General features: G+C 53.2%; 2 protein-coding genes. Both read left to right on the top strand.

Going from position 1 to position 2,464, the window contains the following annotated elements; translation table 11 throughout:
- The first annotated feature begins 230 nt into the window (after positions 1-230).
- Positions 231-1,376, top strand: a complete 1,146-nt coding sequence (locus RUMCAL_RS14500; protein WP_084194354.1) for a D-alanyl-D-alanine carboxypeptidase family protein — start codon at positions 231-233, stop codon at positions 1,374-1,376.
- Between the two features lie 43 nt (positions 1,377-1,419).
- Positions 1,420-2,433: a M15 family metallopeptidase gene (locus RUMCAL_RS16680; protein WP_021681725.1), complete on the top strand. Its 1,014-nt coding sequence runs from the start codon at positions 1,420-1,422 to the stop codon at positions 2,431-2,433.
- Positions 2,434-2,464: the final 31 nt, after the last annotated feature.

Raw genomic sequence — 2,464 nt, forward strand, 5'->3', positions numbered from 1 at the left:
GGGGAGGCTTATGCACAAGCCTGCGGGGCGATGTTGCAGATTTCCATGAAGAATCCTCTAAATCCATTGACAAAACGGTAAAAATGGATTATAATTGTAAAGGCAGTCCGACAAAAAACAGGTTTTCTGCTTCCTTGCCGTAGAACTGCCGCACAAAATCTGCGGACGTGTTTCCGTGTTTGGACAAGGACACGCCCTGAAAAGATCGAATTTTGGTATGAGGTGCAGCAATGAAAGTTCGCAGAAAGAAAAATCCCCACAATACAAAACTCTGGATTAATACCATGATCGGTGTCCTTTGCGGATTTATCGTGGTAGTATTTATCATCGTACTTCTGACACAGACCGGCAAGCCCAAGGTGGAGCAGCAGCTTTCTCCGGCGGCAAATGCACAGGCTCCGGTTGCTACACAGACGGAAGCCCCCACAGAGGCTCCCACCGAACCGCCTGCCCTGCTGACATATCCCACACCGGCAGACAACCTCACAGAACTGACCGCTTCGAATATCTCCAGCGAACATGCTGTGCTGCTGGACGTGGAAAACAACACCGTTCTGGCACAGCGGGATCCGGACGCACGCATTTATCCGGCATCGATGACAAAGATCATGACGCTTTTAGTGGCGGCGGAACATATCGAAAACATGGACGATACATTTACCATGACTTACGAGATCATTGCCCCGCTGATCGAAGCGGAAGCTTCCCGTGCCGGCTTTGAAGAGGGTGAAACCGTTTCCCTGAAAGATCTGATGTACGGGATCGCATTGCCCTCCGGTGCAGATGCTACCACCGCGATCGCCATTTATCTCTGCGGCTCTGAGGACGAATTCGTCAAGCTGATGAACGAAAAGGTGGAAGAGCTGGGGCTGAAAAATACCCACTTCACCAACGCCAGCGGACTTTACGACCCCAACCACTACAGCACTGCCACAGACATTGCCATGCTGATGTCTGCGGTCATGGAAAATGATACCTGCCGCGAAATTCTGGGCACTTATCAGTACACCACCACTGCCACAGAGCAGCACCCGGAAGGCATTCTGCTGGAGAGCACCATGTACAGCCGCATGTACGGCAACGAAGTCACCGGCATTTCCATTGATGCCGGAAAGACCGGCTACACCGACGAGGCAGGCAACTGTCTGGTCAGCTATGCCACTGACACCGAGGGCAAGCATTTTATCGCTGTCACCGCCAAAGGCCCTACTTATTGGAGAGCCGTATTCGATACCTTTGCGATCTATGGTCTGATCCACAACGGCTATCCTATGCCGACAGACCTAAGCCCAGTGGAAACCGATGAAAACGGTTCTGCCGTGGACCCTACAGACACGTTCACCGATACTACTGATACTGCTGTGCCGGCTGCATAACCGAAACAGCAGCTTTCACAGGAAAGGAGGCTGGTTCCACGCTATGAGCAAACGGAAACAAAGACACATGAGTCCCGCCGGCTTTCTCCTTGCGTTAGTGCTCCTGATTGTCGGGATCTTCGCACTGGACGCATTTTACCGCGTTTTCTTGCAGAATGTTCCCGAAAATATTGTGGGCGTGGGCGGATTTGCTTCTACGCCGTCCGCCTCTGACACTTCTTCCGCAGGAGAGGAAAACGCTGATACCACCGAAGCAACACAACCCAGCGGAACAGTACTACAGCTGACCGCAGCCGATGAGGCAAACGGCTCTCTGATTCTGGTAGATGCCGCACATCCCTATGCCGGTGCACAGGCATGGACAGACTTTTCCGCCGTGACGGACACCAACGTCAAGCCCAGAGATACTTCCCTGCAAATGCAGTCGGAAATCACGGAGCCGCTGTGCAGTCTGTTCGATGCATACGCCGCTGCAAATGGCTATGCCAATCTACAGGTTTACAGCACGCTGGACACCACGCTGAGCAGCACCTCCATTTATACCAATGTTCTCCCTGACCGCAGCAGCGGCTACGGCTTTGACATTGGTCTGATCACCAGCACCGGCGAAGTTGTTCCCTACATCACCAAACGCAATGAGTGGATGGTGACGAACTCGTGGGAATACGGCTTCATTCTGCGGTATCCCAGCGACAAGACAGAAACCACCGGCACACCCTACGCCCCGCACCACTTCCGGTATGTGGGCAAGATTCACGCGGCGATCATGCACGAAAACAACTTCTGTCTGGAGGAATACCTGGACTATCTCCGGAATTACACCATGGAATCCGGCGGGCTGGCATATTCTGACGGCGTACAGTCTTACACGATCTACTACGTTCCCGCAGATGCCAGCGGCACCACAACGGTTTCCCTGCCGGAAAATGCAGTCTACACCGTTTCCGGTGACAACAGCAGCGGCTTTATCATCACCCTGACAAACGGAGCTGTCACGCCGGACAGCGGTTCTACAGAACCGGCATCTGAAACCGGCACTACAACCGCCGCTTATTAAAGGCAATACCGCACAAAGAGCGTCTGGCGAC

The sequence above is a fragment of the Ruminococcus callidus ATCC 27760 genome (assembly GCF_000468015.1).
Classification (GTDB): Bacteria; Bacillota; Clostridia; order Oscillospirales; family Ruminococcaceae; genus Ruminococcus_C; species Ruminococcus_C callidus.

Bases quoted from the DNA above. Each gene is read 5' to 3' on its own strand.
- RUMCAL_RS14500 (WP_084194354.1), top strand. From the start codon at position 231: ATGAAAGTTCGCAGAAAGAAAAATCCCCACAATACAAAACTCTGGATT.
- RUMCAL_RS16680 (WP_021681725.1), top strand. From the start codon at position 1,420: ATGAGCAAACGGAAACAAAGACACATGAGTCCCGCCGGCTTTCTCCTT.